Origin of the sequence: Bacteroides sp. AF25-38AC (assembly GCF_003602995.1) — a bacterium.
In the GTDB taxonomy this organism is placed as follows: Bacteria; Bacteroidota; Bacteroidia; order Bacteroidales; family Bacteroidaceae; genus Bacteroides; species Bacteroides uniformis.
Map to the genome: position 1 here is coordinate 83613 of NZ_QTMD01000006.1, position 17718 is coordinate 101330.

Annotated in this window: 13 protein-coding genes; 11 read left to right on the top strand and 2 right to left on the bottom strand. The window is 46.2% G+C overall.

Annotation, left to right across the window (positions count from 1 at the left end; all coding sequences use genetic code 11):
• Positions 1-63: 63 nt before the first annotated feature.
• The 11 genes from DWY55_RS05865 (at position 64) to DWY55_RS05925 (ending at position 15941) form a co-directional block, all read left to right on the top strand.
• On the top strand, positions 64-1137 hold the full coding sequence (locus DWY55_RS05865) for an efflux RND transporter periplasmic adaptor subunit (protein ID WP_034525355.1): 1074 nt from the start codon (positions 64-66) through the stop codon (positions 1135-1137).
• A gap of 36 nt (positions 1138-1173) precedes the next feature.
• Entirely contained in the window at positions 1174-4245 is a 3072-nt protein-coding gene (locus tag DWY55_RS05870; RefSeq protein WP_117877880.1) for an efflux RND transporter permease subunit, read from the top strand.
• Positions 4242-5714, top strand: a complete 1473-nt coding sequence (locus DWY55_RS05875; RefSeq protein ID WP_005823863.1) for a TolC family protein — start codon at positions 4242-4244, stop codon at positions 5712-5714. Before DWY55_RS05870 ends, DWY55_RS05875 begins: the two co-directional genes overlap by 4 nt.
• Positions 5714-8920: an efflux RND transporter permease subunit gene (locus DWY55_RS05880; RefSeq protein ID WP_117877882.1), complete on the top strand. Its 3207-nt coding sequence runs from the start codon at positions 5714-5716 to the stop codon at positions 8918-8920. The genes DWY55_RS05875 and DWY55_RS05880 overlap by 1 nt, the downstream gene beginning before the upstream one ends.
• 48 nt (positions 8921-8968) lie before the next feature.
• Complete coding sequence (locus tag DWY55_RS05885) at positions 8969-9619, top strand: hypothetical protein (protein ID WP_005823861.1); 651 nt, start codon at positions 8969-8971, stop codon at positions 9617-9619.
• Between the two features lie 801 nt (positions 9620-10420).
• Positions 10421-12115, top strand: a complete 1695-nt coding sequence (locus tag DWY55_RS05895; protein ID WP_117877884.1) for a hypothetical protein — start codon at positions 10421-10423, stop codon at positions 12113-12115.
• A gap of 118 nt (positions 12116-12233) precedes the next feature.
• Entirely contained in the window at positions 12234-12575 is a 342-nt protein-coding gene (locus tag DWY55_RS05900; protein WP_225982651.1) for a DUF3244 domain-containing protein, read from the top strand.
• A gap of 248 nt (positions 12576-12823) precedes the next feature.
• On the top strand, positions 12824-13042 hold the full coding sequence (locus tag DWY55_RS05905; protein WP_061411404.1) for a galactosyltransferase-related protein: 219 nt from the start codon (positions 12824-12826) through the stop codon (positions 13040-13042).
• 96 nt (positions 13043-13138) lie between these two features.
• Entirely contained in the window at positions 13139-13474 is a 336-nt protein-coding gene (locus DWY55_RS05910; RefSeq protein WP_117866229.1) for a hypothetical protein, read from the top strand.
• 354 nt (positions 13475-13828) lie between these two features.
• A complete protein-coding gene (locus tag DWY55_RS05920) occupies positions 13829-14677 on the top strand; it encodes a formylglycine-generating enzyme family protein (RefSeq protein WP_005823834.1) in 849 nt (282 codons plus the stop codon).
• A gap of 58 nt (positions 14678-14735) precedes the next feature.
• Positions 14736-15941: a 6-bladed beta-propeller gene (locus DWY55_RS05925; RefSeq protein ID WP_005835295.1), complete on the top strand. Its 1206-nt coding sequence runs from the start codon at positions 14736-14738 to the stop codon at positions 15939-15941.
• 4 nt (positions 15942-15945) lie between these two features.
• On the opposite strand, the gene DWY55_RS05930 is transcribed toward DWY55_RS05925, so the two are convergent.
• Both DWY55_RS05930 and DWY55_RS05935 read right to left on the bottom strand, forming a co-directional pair.
• Positions 15946-16968 carry an AI-2E family transporter gene (locus DWY55_RS05930; protein ID WP_005823830.1) on the bottom strand — a complete coding sequence of 341 codons (1023 nt, stop codon included), beginning with the start codon at positions 16966-16968 and terminating at the stop codon, positions 15946-15948.
• A gap of 76 nt (positions 16969-17044) precedes the next feature.
• Positions 17045-17659 (bottom strand): L-threonylcarbamoyladenylate synthase, encoded by a 615-nt coding sequence (locus DWY55_RS05935; RefSeq protein ID WP_005835297.1) that lies wholly within the window; start codon positions 17657-17659, stop codon positions 17045-17047.
• Positions 17660-17718: the final 59 nt, after the last annotated feature.

A 17718-nucleotide genomic window follows, 5' to 3' on the forward strand; every position in this document is an offset into this window, starting at 1 on the left:
ATGCAAATATCGGTTCGTTTTTTTGAAACGATTAATTTTATCAATTTATAATTGAGTATGAATATGAAGACACAGAACTATCGATACCTGCTATGCATGGCCGTTGCCCTGCTTGCCGCCTGCTCCGATGCCGGAAAGGGAAAAGAGTCCGAGGAAGGGGTGGCAACCGTCCTGCCAAGTGAAAGCAATGAAGTGACCGTGAAAGTCCTGAAGCGGGCGACCTTTGAGCATGAACTGGTGAGCAACGGAAAAGTAACCGCCGGTGCCATGGCGGATTTGCGTTTTGAGACCACCGGTGTAGTGGCACACATCTACGTGAAGAACGGTGACCCGGTGCGCAAAGGGCAGAAACTTGCCGAACTGGATAAGTTCCGCCTGAAGAACAAGACCGCGCAGGCCAAGGATGCCTTGGAAAAAGCGGAACTTGAGCTGCAGGATGTATTGATAGGGCAAGGCTATCCGGTGGGGGATGCCTCCAAAGTACCTGCTGACATCATGAAGCTGGCCCGCGTGAGGAGCGGTTACGACCAGAGCCTCGCCCAGTATGAGCTTGCCGCGTATGAAGAGGAACACGCCACGCTGGTTGCGCCTTTTGACGGGGTAGTGGCGAACCTGTTCTCCAAACCGTTCAACGAGGCAAGTACCTCGGAAGCCTTCTGCTCCATTATCGGCACTCAAGGTATGGAGGTGGACTTCACGGTGCTGGAAAGCGAACTGCCGTTGATAAAGAGTGGCGACAAGGTGATTGTTACCCCTTATTCGGATGCCGGTTCCAGACAGGAGGGGCGCATCACCCAAATCAATCCTCTGGTGGATGACAAGGGGATGGTTAAGGTGAAGGCTACCGTCAATGGCAAGGGACGGCTGTTCAGTGGGATGAACGTGAGGGTGAACGTGCACCGCTCTCTGGGCGGACAGCTTGTAATCCCGAAGAGTGCCGTGGTGTTGCGTTCGGGCAAGCAGGTGGTGTTTACCCTGAAAGACGGAAAGGCGCAGTGGAACTATGTGCAGACCGGTCTGGAGAATGCGGAAAGCTATAGTATGGCCGACGATGCCCTGAAAGAGGGCGATACGGTCATTGTGACGGGAAATGTGAATCTGGCACATGAAGCACCGGTGAAGGTGGTTGATAGATAATGAGTGATAAGTGGTAATTCAAAATTCATAGTTCAATTGATAAAGTTTTTGATACAGCGGCCTATTGCCGTACTGATGGCATTTACAGCATGCTTCATTGTCGGGCTGGTGACTTACTTCACCTTGCCGGTATCCTTGCTGCCCGATATTGCCATCCCGGAAATTACAGTGCAGGTGTCGGCGCAGAATACCTCGGCGCGTGAATTAGAGAATACGGTGGTGAAACCTCTGCGGCAGCAGCTCATCCAGGTGGCGAAACTGAAGGACATGGACAGCGAGACGCGCGATGGTGCAGGCATCATCCGCCTGGGCTTCGACTTCGGTACGAATACCGACCTTGCCTTCATAGAAGTGAACGAGAAGATTGACGCCGCCATGAACTATCTGCCCAAGGATGCCGAACGCCCGAAGGTGATAAAGGCAAGTGCGACGGACATTCCTGTCTTCTACCTCAATCTGACCCTAAAAAGCGACAGTGCATACGGCAAGGTGGACGAACGCGCGTTTCTTGATTTGTGCGAGTTTGCCGAAAATGTCATAAAGCGTCGCATCGAGCAGTTGGCGGAAGTGGCAATGGTGGATGTCACGGGTTTGGTCGAACGCCAGTTACAGATTGTGCCCGACCCGGATAAGCTTGCTGTGTTGGGGCTCTCCATTGAAGACATAGAAAACGTGCTGGCGCAAAACAACGTGGAGCCGGGCAGCATGACCGTGCGCGACGGCTACTACGAATACAACATTAAGTTCTCCACCCTGCTGCGGACAGAGGAGGACGTGAAGGGCATCCTGCTGCGAAAGGAAGGACGTATCATCCGCCTGGGAGACTTCTGCCGGGTAGAGATTGTTCCTGCCAAGGAGAAAGGTGTCTCCATGAGCAATGGCAAGCGTGCCGTTACCCTTGCCGTCATCAAGCAGGCGGACGAGAATATGGAAGACATGAAGCTTGCCATCAACAGCACGATGGACTACTTCAAGAAAGTATATCCCGACATTGATTTTAGCATCAGCCGTAACCAGACGGAGTTGCTGGACTATACCATCTCCAATCTTCAGCAAAATTTGTCGTTGGGTTTCCTGTTCATCTGCATTGTGGCGGTACTCTTCTTGGGTGACATCAAATCACCGTTCATCATCGGGTTGAGTATGGTGGTATCTATTGTCATCTGCTTCCTGTTCTTCTACTTGTTCAAGATGTCACTCAATATCATTTCTTTGTCGGGATTAATCCTGGCGTTGGGTATGATGATTGACAGCAGCATCATTGTGACGGAGAATATTTCGCAGTATCGCGAACGGGGCTATTCGTTGCGGCGGGCTTGCGTGACGGGAACGAGTGAGGTGGTGACGCCCATGCTGAGTTCGTCGCTGACCACTATTGCCGTATTTGTGCCGCTGATATTTATGAGCGGCATTGCAGGGGCGTTGTTCTACGACCAGGCATTCTCTGTTACGGTGGGGTTGCTGGTTTCCTACTTCACGGGTATCATGCTGCTGCCGGTCCTCTATATGCTGGTCTACCGGACGGGGTTGCGCGGCAGGTCGTGGTTCTCCCGCATCCGTATCAACAATCCGTTGAAGGAACATACGCTGGACCGTTTTTATGATGCGGGCATCGACTGGGTATTCTCCCACAAGACGGTAAGTAGCGTATTCTGTGTGGTTTCTATACCTCTTTGTGTCTTTCTGTTCTATTCCGTCGGCAAGGAGCGTATGCCGCAGATAGACCAGAATGAACTGATAGTCCACGTGGAATGGAACGAAAACATACATGTGGACGAGAACCGGCATCGTGTGAATGTGCTGTTCGGACAGTTGTTGGACAAGACTGTGGAACAGACGGCTGCCATAGGCCAGCAGGACTATCTGCTGAACCGTGAGCAGGCTCTTTCTTCTTCGGAGGCGGAATTGTATTTCAAGACTTCCTCGCCTGACGGGATTGCTCCCTTGCAGAAACAGGCGGGTGAGTGGCTGACACGGGAATATCCGTTGGCGACAGTCTCCTTTTCTCCACCCGAAACCGTGTTCGAGAAGCTTTTCGTGACCGGGGAGGCCGATGTGGTGGCGGAACTTTATGCCCGCAATAAGGAGAAGGCGCCGGCGGCGGAAGAATTGCGCGGACTGGAACAACAGTTTGCGGAGCTTACGGGGACAGCGCCCGTAGGTATCGCTTTCGAGAACCAGCTCGACATAAGCATCCTGCAGGAAAGGCTGTTGCTCTATGACGTTTCGTATGACGAGCTTTACCGTACGCTGCGGACGGCATTCAAGGAGAACAGCGTAGCTATGCTCCATTCCTACCAGCAATACCTGCCTATCAGCATTGTGGGCGAGGAGCGGACAGTGAATGAGGTGCTGCAGCAGACATTGATACAGACCCGTCCGGACAGTAAGGGCGAAGTGGAGCATATTCCGCTTCGGGAGCTGGTAAAGGTGCGTCCGGCCGAGGATTTGAAAACGATTACGGCAGGACGCAACGGTGAATATATACCGTTCCGTTTCTATGAAGTGGACGATGCTCCGGAGTTGATGGAAAAGGTGAAGCGGGAGGCGGATGCCACGGGTGACTGGGATACGGCCTTTTCCGGCAGTTTCTTCTCCAACCGCCAGATGCTGGACGAGTTGGTGGTGATTCTTTTCATCTCTATCATGCTGATGTATTTCATTCTTGCCGCCCAGTTCGAAAGCTTCGTGCAGCCGCTCATCGTGCTGCTGGAAATCCCGATAGATGTGGCGTTTGCCCTGCTTCTGTTGTGGATATGCGGACATACCTTGAACCTGATGTCTGCCATCGGACTGATAGTGACGTGCGGTATCATCATCAACGACTCCATCCTGAAGCTGGATGCCATTAATGAATTACGGAGGGCTGGTATGCCGTTGCTCGAGGCCATCCACGAGGCGGGGCGCAGAAGGCTCCGGCCCATCATCATGACATCGCTCACCACCATTTTCGCTATGGTTCCGCTGCTGTTCTCGTTCGACATGGGCTCGGAGCTGCAGAAGCCGCTTTCCATAGCGATGATTGGGGCTATGTCTGTAGGAACACTGGTCAGTCTGTTCATCATCCCGTTGATATATTGGTTTATTTATAGAAAAGAAAGAGCATGAAGAAATTAAGTCTTATACTTTTGTTCAGTCTGGGAGCCCTTTCCGCTTTTGCCCAACAGCGGATAACGCTCGATTTGCAGCAGACCATTGCCCTGGCGAATGACAGTTCGCTGGAAGCCTTCCGCACCAAGAACATGTATCTGGCCGGTTATTGGGAATACCGCACCTATAAGGCAAACCGCCTTCCCAGCCTGACGCTGAACATGACTCCGGCACAGTACAACCGCGATATCACCAAGCGTTACGACTCCGAACAGGACCTTGACATCTATCGCAGCCAGCAATCCTTCTATGCATACGGCAATCTTGCCGTCAGACAGAATTTCGACTTGACGGGCGGTACGTTCTATCTGGATACGGAGCTGGGCTATATGCGGAGCTTCGGTGGAAACAAGTATACCCAGTTCACCAGTGTTCCGGTTCGTCTGGGCTACTCGCAGAGTCTGGTCGGTTACAATCCTTTCCGTTGGGAACGCAGGATTGAGCCGCTGAAGTACGAGAAGGTGAAGAAGGAGTATATCTACAATGCAGAGCGGGTGTCCGAGCAGGCCACTACCTATTTCTTTGCGCTTGCCATGGCACAGGCGGAATATGACTTGGCCAAGGACAATGCCGTCTCCACCGATACCCTCTACCGCATCGGCATGCAGCGCTTGAAAATAGCCGCCATCAGCCGTGCCGACCTGCTGACGCTGAAACTCGACGTGGTGAACGCCCGCAATACTTTGCAGAATGCCGCCAGTGCCTTGAAGCGCGCCATGTTTTCGTTGGCATCTTTCCTGAATATGGAGAAGAACACGGATATCAGGGTGTCGCTTCCGGGACGTCCGAGGGCGCTGACCATACCGGTTGATGAGGCTTTGCTGGCCGCTCAAGCCAACAATCCGGAATTTCTGGGGCTTCGTCAGGAAGTGCTGGAAGCCGAGCAGACAGTAGACAAGACGAAGAAGGAATCGCGCTTCAACGCCAGCATCAACGCCAGCGTCGGCTTCAACCAGGTGGCAGAGAAATTCGGTGAAGCATACAGGCATCCCATGCAGCAGGAGATGGTGTCGGTCAGTGTCTCCATTCCACTGGTGGACTGGGGCGTGAGGAAAGGCAAATACAACATGGCGAGGAACAATCTGAACGTGGTGAAGACTTCTGCCAGGCAAAGTGAAATCAGCATTGAGGAGGAGGTTATCATGACCGTCAGCGACTTCAACGTCCAGCAAGCCCTCGTCGCCAGTGCCGAAGAGGCCCTCGACCTTGCCATCCTGGCGTATAACGAAACCCGCCAGCGCTTCATTATCGGCAAGGCAGACATCAACAGCCTGACCCTCTCGCTGAACCGCCAGCAGGAAGCGCAACGCAATTACATCTCCGCCTTGCAGGACTACTGGCTGAATTATTACAAGATACGGAAACTGACGTTGCACGACTTTGCCAGCGGATTTTCGCTGTCGGAAAAATTTGATTATAATAACTGATGAAACGAGTTTCTTCCTTCACCGTCATAGTGGCGTTTGTCTGCCTTGCTTTGGTAGGGGTGGCGTTGATACCGCTGCTCCCCGTCAAGCTGAATCCGTCACGCAGCCTGCCCGGCTTCACGGTGGGTTTCAGCATGCCTGGCACTTCGTCGCGGGTGGTGGAGATGGAAGTGACCAGCAAGCTGGAATCCATGCTGGCGCGTATCCGCGGAGTGAAGCGGCTGAACTCCACCTCGGGCAACGGCTACGGCAACATTACTGTGGAGCTGGACAAGCATGCCGATGTCGAGGCAGTCCGCTTCGAAGCTTCCACCATCATCCGGCAGACGTGGCCCCAATTGCCCGAAGGTGTCAGCTATCCCACCATTCACATGAAAGTGCCCGACGAGAACGCCTCACGCCCCTTCATGTCCTTCACCCTGAACGCCCCCTCCACCCCGATATTGATTCAGCAGTATGCCGAGGAGCATATCAAGCCGCGGCTGGCAAATATTCCGAGTATCTATAAGGTGGAACTCAGCGGTGCCACGCCCATGGAGTGGAGACTGGAATATGACAGTGAACAGTTGCGCTTGCTGGGTGTGGCACTGTCGGACATCAGCGAGGCAGTACAGCGGCATTACCGGAAGGAATTTCTGGGTACGCACAATGTGGATACAGGTAACGGTAGCCGGGAATGGATACGCCTGGCACTGGTGCCGGAGAGCAACTCCCTTGGTTTTAATCCTGCTGCCATCACCGTGACGGCTACCGACGGGAAACTGCTCCGCTTGGACGAACTGGTGTCGGCTGTCCGTATGGAGGAGGAGCCGCAAAGCTATTACCGCATCAATGGGCTGAATTCCGTCTATCTATCCATTACTGCGGAAGAAACTGCCAACCAGTTGCAACTGAACCGTGCCGTGATGGACGAGATGGAAGCTGTTCGGCAGGTACTTCCTGTCGGATATGAAGTGCATACCAGCTATGATGCGACCGAGTACATACGGGAAGAACTGGACAAGATTTACTTCCGTACCGGTTTGACGGTACTCATCCTGCTTGTATTCGTATGGCTCATTACTCGTAAGTTGAAATATCTTTTTCTGATAGTTACCAGCCTGGCTGTAAATATAGCGGTGGCACTTATCTTCTACTACCTCTTCGGACTTGAGATGCAGCTTTATTCGCTGGCGGGTATCACTGTCTCGCTGAATCTGGTGATAGACAGCACCATTGTCATGACCGACCACATTCTGCATCGGCGTAATCTCAAGGCCTTCCTGTCGGTGTTGGCGGCAACCCTCACTACGATGGGTGCGCTTGTTATCATTTTCTTCCTTGACGAGAAGATACGGCTCAACCTGCAGGACTTTGCAGCGGTAGTGATCATCAATCTGGCTGTTTCCTTGATGGTGGCATTGTTCTTTGTTCCGTCGATGATTGAGAAGATAGGACTGGTGAGGCGGATTACGGGGAAGAAGAGGCGTCTTGTCTTGCCGGGGCTGACGCAAACATTCAAAACAAGGTTGGGACGGATTTTCAGACGTTTCCCCGTTTATTTCTCCTGCTGTTACTCTGCTCTCATCCGTTTTCTGTGCCGTTGGCGCTGGGCTGTATGCCTGCTGTTACTGTTGGGTTTCGGTCTGCCCGTTTTTCTGTTGCCCGGCAAACTGGAAGGAGGGGGAAAATGGGAAGCTGCTTACAATAAGGTATTCGGTTCGGATACCTATAAGGAGTCGGTGAAACCCGTTGTGGACAAGGCGCTGGGCGGCAGCTTGCGGCTTTTCATACAGAAGGTGTACGAAGGCAGTTACTTCACCCGTAATGAGGAGGTGGTGCTCTATGCCAACGCCAACCTTCCCAATGGCAGCACCCTCGAGCAGATGAACACTTTGATGAAACGTATGGAGACCTACCTCAGCCGGTTCAAGGAAATCAGGCAGTTTCATACTTCCATTTACAGCCCCCGGCGTGCCAGTATGCAGATTTATTTTAAGAAGGAAGCCCGGAACAGCGGTTTTCCCTATACACTGAAAGCCAATATGATAAGCAAGGCACTGGAACTGGGAGGCGGCAGCTGGGGCATCTACGGATTGCAGGACCAGGGGTTCAGTAATGACGTCCGCGAGAGTGCCGGCTCCTACCGCATCAGGATGTACGGCTACAACTACGACGAACTCTATGAGTGGGCGGAGAAGCTGAAGGCCAAGCTGCTGACGCACCGGCGTATCAAGGAAGTGCTCATCAATTCGGAGTTCTCCTGGTGGAAGGATGACTATCAGGAATTCTACTTCAACCTGAACAAGGAGCGCATGGCGCAAGAGGGCATCGACGCGCAAGTGCTTTTCTCTGCGGTGCGCCCCATCTTCGGCAAGAATCTGGAGATTGGCTCGGTAGCGGCCGAGCAGGGAACGGAGAAAATCAAGCTCTCTTCCCGCCAGTCTGCCGAATATGACATCTGGGCAATGCAGTTCTTTCCCTATGGAGTAGGAAACGGCAAGCATTACAAACTTTCCGAACTGGCTACTGTGGAAAAGGGACAGATGCCGCAGGAGATTGCCAAAGAAAACCAGCAGTACCGCCTCTGCCTGCAATACGAATATATCGGCTCCAATGAGATGGGCAACAAGATACAGAAACGTGACCTGGAGGAGTTCAACAAACTGTTGCCGATGGGTTATACAGCCGAGTCGGACAGCAACAGTTGGTCATGGGGCGAGAAGGACAACCGCCAATACCTGCTTCTGCTGGTGGTGATAGCCATCATCTTCTTTACGACCAGCGTTCTGTTCAACTCCCTGAAGCAGCCGCTTGCCATCATCTTTGTGATTCCGGTTTCTTATATCGGGGTATTTCTTACTTTCTATTGGTTCCGGCTGAACTTCGACCAGGGCGGTTTTGCCTCGTTCGTCCTGCTGTGCGGCATCACGGTGAATGCCAGCATCTATGTCCTGAACGAGTACAACAGCATCCGACGTCGTTTCCCCCGTCTTTCCGCTCTTCGTGCCTACGTCAAGGCGTGGAATGCGAAGGTCGTTCCTATTTTCCTCACGGTAGTTTCTACCATTCTGGGATTTATCCCTTTCATGATAGGTGAGGACAAGGAGGCTTTCTGGTTTCCATTGGCGGCGGGTACCATTGGCGGACTGGTGATGTCCGTCATCGGTATCTTCTTTTTCCTGCCGGTTTTTGTGTTGAAACAGCGTGATTTTCTTAGGAAATGATTACTTTTGCTCGATTTTGTTACCTGAATGGATACTTGAATTTTAAATATGGAAAGTGCGGAGTACTCTTTGGATGAGTTATTATGTCAGTCTCTTCTGTTGTTTCGTCAGTATCGGTTTTATGATGCTCCAGAATGTGGAGAAAAGGCATTCCGGATATTGGAGGAAGCCCATGTATGGATGGGGCGTACGCAAGAGTGTGTGGATATGGCGAAATGGGGGTGCGTGATAGAGTGTCTTGCGCAGAAATACTACATAGAAGATGATACGGATGCGATTCTGGAAGAAATTGATGCTGCCTTGGTTGCGCATTGGAAGAGGATAGAGAAAATCCATGCAGAAGTCACCACCGTTTATTTATGGCTGGGGTACTATTTCCTGCTACGTTTCAGAAACCGGGAATCCCGTTCCCATTCCCGTTGTAAACAGATAATGTCCAGCTTGTTGTGTGCTTTGGTCGAAATCTTCCGTAAGGTGGAGAAGGGGGGAGCCCCGACAGAAGTCTTGTCACATCTTTCGGTAGATGTTTGGGGAGAGACCGTCTGCTGGATGGAGCAGGTACATGATTCCCGTCTTTGCGAGAAGCAGTCGTCAGCTTTGCTGGCACAACTCTATAACCTGAAAAGTGTGGAGTTGGAAAAAGGTCCGGGAAAGCAGGATGCTTTGCTCCAGCAGATTCTGGAGTTTTATTGCTTTTAAGGGAAAATTATCTCTGCTTAGTTTTATCATTTCTGCTTCCACACTTCCACCTACTTCCTGCATCCCTTTATTCATCGGCATTACAAGTGCTGTGGAAGCAACTCAAAAAGGTGGAAGCAACTTTTGCTTCCACAGCGGAAATACGCCGGAAGGTAAGTTAATATCTTGTTTGTTAGTGTATTAATAGAATGTGCAGCATTTTGCAAATATCTTGTTTACACGATAAGCGTTTCGTGTAAACACGGTATTAACTTCGTAAAAGACCGTTTACCGATAGACTGCAGCTGGGCTCATAATAGGAATAAGATAGGTGCACAGTATGGGGAAACTATGAGTATAATAGGTGTTCAACGGTTATGAAGCACCTTGTTGACGGTCGTTAGTCGAGTGGTTGACGGCCGTTGGCAGAGCGCATCACGGCCGATAGGCGCTGATAACTCCGTACAGAAAATGGAAAGGAAGCCTATGTAAGGGGAAACAAGCTCTGAGCTATTTGTTTTGTTTGCCACATTTATCTTGTTTTTGTACATTGTTGAAGCGGTTTTTTGTATCTTTGAAGGGAGAGGCCGTAAAAAAGCTTATTCTCATCCAAAGTTTAATTATATATACATGGATTATGAAGCGATGTATAGTACTGTTCATAACATTCTGCTGTGCAGTTGTTTCTAATGCGTAGACAAATGGCATTGTGACTGATGGGGAAAAAGGATTGCCGTTGGCTGGTGTGAATATTTATCTCCAAAAGGATTCTGTGGGCATAGGAGTTATACGTAATGATAATCTGGTAAAGAACATGTTCATATGAAAAAACTGCTATATCTTGGACTTTTGTCCGTTTGCGTACTGTTAGGTTCTTGCGTAGAGAAGAACGTATTCAATGCTTTTGATAAGGTAGAGAGGTATATGGATGTATATTCTGACAGTGCATTGCTGCTGTTGGAGCAAATTCCTCATCCGGAGAAGCTTCGTGGAAAGCAGCGGGCAGACTATGTGCTGCTGTTGACACAAGCCCGTGATAAGAACTATCTGGATAGCATGCAGTCGGATTCGTTGATAAAGTTGGCGGTAGATTATTATAAGAATGGGGGTGATAACGTGAAAGCGGGGAAGGCATTGTTTTATTATGGCAAAGTGATGGATTTGCAGGGGAATGATACGCTGGCTATGCAAGCCTATTTGAATGCTTTGGCTAAATTGGAGAAAACGGAAGAGTATAAGCTACAAGGCTTGGCATATGAGTATATCGGTATTTTGAATGCAGATAGAAAGCTACACAAAGATGCTCTTGATAATTATCAAAGTTCGGTATATTGTTTTCAAAAGGCAGCCGATACTTTAGGGGTTATATATGCTTATCGGGATATTGCTCGTATTTATTATGTAGAACAACAATATGACAGTGTTTATAACTACATCAATAGGGCTTTGTCCTTGTGTGAAGAAAAGAAAGGATGTATCGATTTTGAACGAGTAACTCCTTCTTTGTTACAAGTAAAAGGAATTGCAAAAAGAAATGAGGGAGATTTGGAAAATGCAATAATCTTGTTGAAAACTGCGGTAGAGACTGAACAAGATAGGCATTCTATGCATCACTGTTCAATGTCATTGGGGAACATTTATTTGAATCTAAATAAGTTGGATGAGGCTGGAAGATGTTTCGCTTTAGCTTTGAATTCTGAAAATCCTCGTACTCTGGCGGGTGCATATCACTATTTGTATCTGTTGGAAAAGAAACAGAAAAAGTATGCAATGGCTCTCTATTTCAAAGAAAAGTCTGATTCGTTGTTAGTCATTGAACGGGATGCTAAACAAACATCTCAAATTTTGACTTTGCAACGTAAATATGAAAGAGGAAAACTTCTTTTAGAAAAGCAACAGGTTGAACGTGAAAAGCAAATACAGCTTTATTTTTGGATAGCAGTAGTCTTGTTTATTATACTGCTATGCATTGTTTTGTATTTTCTTTTGAGAAAGAGATATGAAGGACTGTTCCGGAAGAATATGCAAATAATAGAAGAAAATGAGTGCATGATTAAACGATATGTTTATGAACTTGATGTGTTGAAACAAAGGGCAGGTGAGATGGCAGAAACAAATAGAGAGAAGATTGCTAAATTGAACCAAAAGATTTTGCTATTGGAGAGTGAGAATAAAAAAATAAGTGAAAATGTATGTGTAAATGGCGTTTATCTCTTGGAACAATTGAAGAAGGAAAAGCTGATTGTGAAGAATATGACCAACCAGGAGAAAGAACAACTCCTTGAATATATAGATTTAATATATGGTAATTTTATTTCTCGGTTAAAGAAAGATTTTAAATTAACTAGTGGCAACTTGATGTTGTTGGCTTTGCTTAAAGTCGGTTTCACTTCCAGTGAATTGATGTTCACTTTTGACTGTGAGATGAATTCCATTTTTACGAAGAAACGGAGGTTGAGGGGAATCTTAAGTTTGGATACAAATGATAAATTGGAAGAATTTGTAGCTCTTTACTAGAATAATCGCTTGATTTTCGTCCACTAATTTAGAAATGTTTTTACTGTCATCTTATTGGTGTATAGAGTATTGACTTGTCTTGTGTTGTCCACTCGTATTTTCTCTAAGAAGTGATTGAATGGCTATCTTTGTAACATTCAAAACTAAAGATACTATGAAATCATTTTTTATTTTGTTAAGTTTATACTACTTTCTTGTAGTAAATGTAGTAAGTGCAGATTCAGTTACTTTTCCTTCGAGAGTAGAAATCGTCATGGATGAGGATTTTGATTTACCGGGTGGTCCGGGGAATGCTCATCGTTCTATTCCTTCAGCTACTCCTTTTTTAGCATTTTTGAATGATGACCATTCCATTGATTTGGAATTCTATCAATCGATAGGTGAAGTGGAAATTGCAATTTCTCAGAATGGGAATGTTGTTTACTCCTCTGCTGAGAATATAGACTCTCCTATATTATGAGAATATAGACTCTCCTATATTAAGAAAAGTACAGTTACAGCAAGGTTTAGGTGGTGATTTTTTACTTGAGATAAAGGGCGCGGATGGGGCTTATGCATTCGGTAGATTTACTGTTCATTGATTTGATAATGAATATATAACACTATGAAACAAATCTCATTTTGCATCACTTGCATGAACCGGCTTATTATCGACGAAGTCATAGTGGGAATATGGTTTTTAGGTTAGCGAGTCGGTATGTAATCTGGATGCAGATAATTATCTGGGGGAAAGGCTTTGCAGAGTTCGTGATGAAGAAGTTTGAGAATGAAGAAAATATATTCTATATCAGTACTCTTTGTAAACGTGATGTTTTTGGACGAATATGTTTGAAGAAGCGAGGCTTTATTGCAATGAAAGGTTATAATGAGGCTTTGGTAGGCTATGGATTTGAGGATGCAGAATTTTATGATGGTCTGGAGTCGTAATCAGGATATGAAGTCGGGTGAAACTTGTTCGTTTTTAGCTAAAGAAAAGATTGTATAACGCTTCTTTTTAGTAAGAAGCATAATAATTATTTATGTATGAAAAAAAAGATTGTAGTGTATGTCTTGATGGCTTTTATAGCTCTATTTTTAATATTTAGATTCGTGTCTATATCAAATAACATAAGTCTGCAAAGAGGAATTGTTAGAAGTGTATCTGCTACAGAGCATAATGATATTGTAATAGAGTTGGAGAATGATTCTTTTTATTATATAAATAGAGGTATGGAAAGTGAAATAAATTATGAATGGTTTCAGAATTATTTGCCAGGCCATGAAATAGAGTTGTATATTCAAAATGAACATTTATTTGGGTCAAATAGTAATCGTATTGTTGAAGTAAGCATAAATGATTCTGGCATATATAAGAAGTGATTTATATTTATTCGCAAGAAAACAGTTGTATGCCAAGAAGGTGATAACTTGTTTGATAAAGAGAACAATCAGCATATTCAAATTCGGGGAGTTAGTTCGGATGGATGTTTTTTTGCTTTATTACAACCGGATGAACTTAGCGATGATAATCAACAGAGAATGGGAGTTGAAGAAGAAGGTAACCCCATAATAGCTGTTCTTTATTAAGAAGTTGATATAAAGATGAAACTGTTTTCCCATGAAGTGTGAAAAATATATCTATGAATAGTTCGTAATTCATTTGTTTTTAGTATGTTTGTGCTATTCGTATATATAGTATGAAATACTAAGGAAGAGAATGTTCTTAATGAAAGTATGAAAAGAAGAGTTAAAGCATTGACTGTTGTTTTGGCAATATGTCTTATAACTGTTTTTATTCGATGTCAGTCGAATGAAACTCCTATTCAGCAACTTGTAGTTGTTGTGAATGGGGATTCTATTGAGATGGTTTTTGTGAAAGGAGGTACATTTATGATGGGATGTACAGATGAGCAGGGATGTGACTGTGAGGATAACGAGAAACCAGCACGTAAGGAGTCGGTATCTGATTTTTACATAGGAAAATATGAAGTTACTCAAAGGCTGTGGAGGGCGGTTATGGATACTGATTCCATTTTGCCGTTTAATGGGGGATGCGAAGATTGCCCGATGGAAAATGTAAGCTGGAAAAATGCGCAGGAGTTTATCGGTAGATTAAATGCTATGACCGGTAAAACATTTCGTCTTCCGACTGAGGCCGAATGGGAATACGCAGCGCGTGGTGGACACAAAAGTAAGCACTATAAATACAGTGGCAGCAATCAGGTAAGTGAGGTGGCTTGGTATGTTGGGAATTCCTCTGGCGGACAATATGGAGAAGCTGGAACTACCCGTCCGGTAGGTCTGAAAAAAAGCAATGAATTGGGATTGTATGATATGAGTGGCAATGTTTGGGAGTGGTGTGGTGATTTGTACACTAAAGAATACAAGCAAGGTGGTAAGTCTATCCATCCGGGATGGCCTTTTGAGGGTACTTATCTTTTTTTCCGCCGAATATTGCGAGGTGGAAGTTGGGGAGGAACAGCAAAGGGGTGTCGGGTGTCGTACATTGATTACGACATTGAGAATTATAGTGACGAGTATGGAGGTTTTCGCCTTGTGATGGAGCCGGAATCGATTAAATAATGTAATTAATGATGATAAGTGATATTTTACTACTTTCAGAGTAATGAATAGAAATGGTATGAGATATATGTGGAAATTCTTTTTATTATTGATGTTGGTTGTAACTTCGTGTTCCGAAAAGCAGATTGATGGCAATGTAATTAATGTTGCGGAAGCAATGAGTAGATTGTCAGAAGGACAATCTGTACAAAATTTGTTTTCCAGCATAAGTTATATTCCTTTGGAGACTAATGAGCAGGCTATTATAGGAAAATATCCGGAGTGCATAATTATGGATAGTGCGATATTGGTATCTTCTGTCCATCAGAATCTGAAGCTTTTTGACCGTACTAACGGGAAGTATATTCGGGATATTGGACACGTAGGTACTGATCCGGAAGGATATGCAAAGGATTCATGGGGGAAAGTGAGCTTTTGGGCTGATACGGTTCGGAGAACCGTTTATCTATTGGGATGGAATAATGATTTCCTACTATATGGATTTGATGGGAAATATAAGGATAGAATTCGATTGCAAGATACAGTCAATTGTATTCTGTCCCAAAATTACTATTTGATGGATGCGGACAGAATTTGGGGACATAATAAAATGAAACTCTCTCCGGAGACGCCATCAGTCTTTTATATGGATAGAAATACGATGTCATTGACCGGTATTGCTACATGGAATTCAGCCCTGCTTCCCATGGATGAGGTTTTGTCGGTTTCAAATTTGTTGGGGGGCAATGTTGCTTATGGAGGTGACTTGGCAATGGCAGAATTTGTTGGTGACCGGAAATATTATACGGCAATCAATAGCCCTTCGTTATGGAAATCTAAGGATGCCATCCGAGTGAAACAAGCTTTTAATGATACTATCTATACTATTTCAGAGCAGGGACTTACTCCATATCTGGTTTTTGAACTGGGTGAGTGGCACTGGAATGAGCAGCAGCAATTGGATGTAGAAGGATGTGATAAAAAAATAGCCATAGACTATATTCTGGAGAATGCAGAGTACATCTATTTCCATTTTCATACAAGCTTATATTTAGAAGAAAGTCAGTCATATTGTGGATTTTACCATAAGGAAAAGAAAACTGTTGTTTGCCAAAAGGGTGATAGCTTATTTGATAAAATGAATAATCAGCATATCCAAATCAGGGGAGTCACTTCGGATGGACATTTTTTTGCTTTGTTACAACCGGATGAACTCAGTGATGATAATCAACGGAGAATGGGAGTAGAAGAGGAAGGTAACCCTATTATGGTCATGCTTTATTAAGTACTTATTCCGTCGTCTTCCCCCTTGCATCCAAATACCCTCTTTTAAACATATCCACGAACAGAAAGAATAGTGACAAGAGCAGTGGCCCGAAGATGACACCCATGAATCCGAAAAGGGACAAGCCGATTACAACTCCGAAGACAGTGATAAGCGGATGAATGTCTGCCATTTTCTTCTGGATGATGAAGCGTATCAGGTTGTCGAGCTGTGAAATGACTGCACCGCCATAGATGGCCAGGCCGATAGCTTGAACCCAGTTGCCTATCAATGCCATGTAGACAGCTATCGGAAACCATACCAGCGCTGTTCCTACCATTGGGATGATGCTGGCGAAGCAGGTCAGGAAACCGGCGAACAAGATGTTGGGAGCACCGAAAATCCAGTAGCCTATCATGGCTACTCCTCCTTGTATGACGGCGAGTAAGGGGATGCCGATGGCATTGGAGCGGACAATCATGTTGATTTCGTGGATGACGTTTTGTGTATTGTCATCGTTGAACGGCAGTAGGTCGTTGACGTACTGTTCCATCTTTTTGCCCCCTATCAGCATGAAGTAGAGTACAAAGACCAGTACGAAGATGTTGACGGCAAAACTGCTGATACCTCCCATGATGGCTTGCCCGATGCGGGGAAGAATTGAAATGACGTATGCCACCGTGTCTTTCCCCAAGATATAGTAGCCGGTTTTGGCTTTAATGATGTTGGCCGCTTCTTCGAAAGGAGCTATAATGGCTTGCGGGTCCAGATTGATGTTTTGAAGATTGACCACAGCCAGCCATACCACCAGCCCAAGTGGAACCAGAAAGCAGAGAATTGCCTCTGCCGTAATGAGGGTGGCAGCTATGCTGCGCTTCATTTTCCGCTTGTCGGAAAGGTACATCATCTGCTTTCTCACCAGGATATAGATAGTCAAGGCTCCCAGCAGACCGCCCATGAATGGGGCTATTTGTCTGAAAAGAATGATTCCCAGCCCGATAATGATGGCTATCAATGAATATTTCCAGTATTGTTCTTTTGTGCTCATAAAGTTCCTGTATTTCTTAGTAAAGAAACATAAAAGAAGTTGAAAAGGTTTGGAAATTGTGGCCGGAATTCAATATTTATCCTTCGTCCAGCCAGCCTAACCCCTGGCGTATGATTTCCGGCTCCCCATTGGTGCAATCCACTACGGTAGAGCCTTCCGTACCGCCGATACCGCCGTCTATTACCAAATCGACAATATCACCGAATTTCTCGTCAATCAGTTCCGGGTCTGTGCAGTATTCAATGTCCTCATTGTCCTCATGCGGCAATGTAGTTGTCATGATGGGAGCATCCAGCAGGCGGGCTATTTCCTGAATGATGGAATTGTCCGGCATACGGATGCCGACCTCCTTACGGTTACGGAATATCTTGGGCAGGCGGGTGGTGCCGTTCAGAATGAAGGTGAAAGCTCCGGGCAGATTACGCTTCATCAACTTGAAGGTGCTGTTGTCCACTTTGGCGTATTCGCTGACCTTGCTCAAGTCGTAGCAGATGATGGAAAGATTGTTCTTCTTGGGGTCGATATTTTTAAGACGGCAGATACGTTCGATGGCTCGTTCCTTCAGTCCGTGGCAGCCGATGGCATACATGGTGTCGGTAGGGTAGATAAGGATACCTCCGTCATTCAGTAGGTCGACCACCTGCTGCAGGTCGGCGGGATTGTTATTTTTTTCATAAAGTTTCAGAAGCATGGCAGAAATGGATTTGAGTTTTATATTACATGCAAAAATAGATAATAATCGGCTTATAA

Excerpts from the sequence above, each read along its gene's own strand:
- DWY55_RS05865 (WP_034525355.1), top strand. The coding sequence starts at position 64 with ATGAAGACACAGAACTATCGATACCTGCTATGCATGGCCGTTGCCCTG.
- DWY55_RS05875 (WP_005823863.1), top strand. The coding sequence starts at position 4,242 with ATGAAGAAATTAAGTCTTATACTTTTGTTCAGTCTGGGAGCCCTTTCC.
- DWY55_RS05880 (WP_117877882.1), top strand. The coding sequence starts at position 5,714 with ATGAAACGAGTTTCTTCCTTCACCGTCATAGTGGCGTTTGTCTGCCTT.
- DWY55_RS05885 (WP_005823861.1), top strand. The coding sequence starts at position 8,969 with ATGGAAAGTGCGGAGTACTCTTTGGATGAGTTATTATGTCAGTCTCTT.
- DWY55_RS05895 (WP_117877884.1), top strand. The coding sequence starts at position 10,421 with ATGAAAAAACTGCTATATCTTGGACTTTTGTCCGTTTGCGTACTGTTA.
- DWY55_RS05900 (WP_225982651.1), top strand. The coding sequence starts at position 12,234 with ATGGCTATCTTTGTAACATTCAAAACTAAAGATACTATGAAATCATTT.
- DWY55_RS05905 (WP_061411404.1), top strand. The coding sequence starts at position 12,824 with ATGCAGATAATTATCTGGGGGAAAGGCTTTGCAGAGTTCGTGATGAAG.
- DWY55_RS05910 (WP_117866229.1), top strand. The coding sequence starts at position 13,139 with ATGAAAAAAAAGATTGTAGTGTATGTCTTGATGGCTTTTATAGCTCTA.
- DWY55_RS05920 (WP_005823834.1), top strand. The coding sequence starts at position 13,829 with ATGAAAAGAAGAGTTAAAGCATTGACTGTTGTTTTGGCAATATGTCTT.
- DWY55_RS05925 (WP_005835295.1), top strand. The coding sequence starts at position 14,736 with ATGAGATATATGTGGAAATTCTTTTTATTATTGATGTTGGTTGTAACT.
- DWY55_RS05930 (WP_005823830.1), bottom strand. The coding sequence starts at position 16,968 with ATGAGCACAAAAGAACAATACTGGAAATATTCATTGATAGCCATCATT.
- DWY55_RS05935 (WP_005835297.1), bottom strand. The coding sequence starts at position 17,659 with ATGCTTCTGAAACTTTATGAAAAAAATAACAATCCCGCCGACCTGCAG.